Origin of the sequence: Geminocystis sp. M7585_C2015_104 (assembly GCA_015295805.1) — a bacterium.
Lineage (GTDB): Bacteria > Cyanobacteriota > Cyanobacteriia > Cyanobacteriales > Cyanobacteriaceae > DVEF01.
In genome coordinates, this window is sequence record DVEF01000050.1 from 1 (window position 1) to 1248 (window position 1248).

The window sequence follows — 1248 nt, forward strand, 5'->3', positions numbered from 1 at the left end:
GCCATTGCCTCAATGACTTCCAAGGGGCATTTCGCCTGGTTAGTGATAAGATCATGGGGAGTGAAGACTATAATATGGCTGAGGGAAATCACCCTTGCCATTTCGTCAAAAGCCTGGGGTTTTATTGTCACCAACCATCTACCCCATCTTTCCCACAACTGTTGACAGTAGGATTCATGGTAACAATTACCCTCCACCAAGACCAATTTTAATTGCGGATTGTTTAAAATATCTAAGGCAGTTAATCGGAAATACTCGGTTTTGGGGATAAATAAAATATAATAACTACAGCCACACCTACACCGGAGTATAGTATACTGTCATTGTTCACATCCCACTAGTCCAGCTACTATTGTAGGCTTTGTTGGAAGACAAGATGGGATTACTATTACGATAACAGAATACCCCTAGCGGGAGAAGGGAGATAAAAGAAAGAATTACTAACATGACATAATCCTTTTACCAGAGGGAGAAAGACGAGTATATACACCCCCTTGAAACAATCCCCTTCTTTACCAAAAGAAAGAAGAAAAAATAAAGAGAGAATAAATTAGCCGCGGAGAATACCTTTGCCAATAGGGAAAAACCAATATAAACTGCTACTACTGCTATACAGTCATCTTGCCGATAAGGGAAATACAAATACATACCCTGCCGTGAAATAACTCCTTTGCCAAAGGGGAGAAGACAAGAAATAGAGTTATAACCTTGACAAAGTATCTTTGTCGACAGGGGAAAGACAAAAAACAAAAAGGAGAGAATGTAATTGCTGCTTGCTACAAAACCCCCCGTCACTGCCGAGGGGAATTCCGAGGTAGAAAGACAATATACAACCCCCCTTTTTAGACAATCTACCCCTCCATAACTGCAATAATAGCTGTAACTATTTGTGTAGTTAATTAAGCCACAGAGGCAAGAAAAACATGGAATTATCCCCTTATCCACAAAGGCGAGACGAGTAAAATTGCTTTTGTGAAATAATCTATTACTTTTCAACAACAATACAGAAGGGAAGTTACTACTGTTAAAAAATTTCTTTGGCAACAACAAGACAAAAAGGAAATTTCCAACATTAGACAATCTTCTCATATATAACCACAAGATAAATCGCTTCAGACATAGCCTCCTCATTTCATTTACGGCAGGAATACAGACGAAAAACACCTCCCAAAAAACAATACACCCCCCGAAAACTACAAGACAAAAAGTCATATTACAAATAGCCTTCCCCTCCCATCATATGCCACC

At 39.2% G+C, this 1248-nt stretch carries 1 protein-coding gene; it reads right to left on the minus strand.

Features of this window, described 5'->3' with window-relative positions:
* Positions 1 to 200 (minus strand): group 1 glycosyl transferase (locus tag IGQ44_05700; GenBank protein HIK37466.1); only part of this gene is annotated, 200 nt, incomplete at its 3' end.
* Between the last annotated feature and the right edge of the window lie 1048 nt (positions 201 to 1248).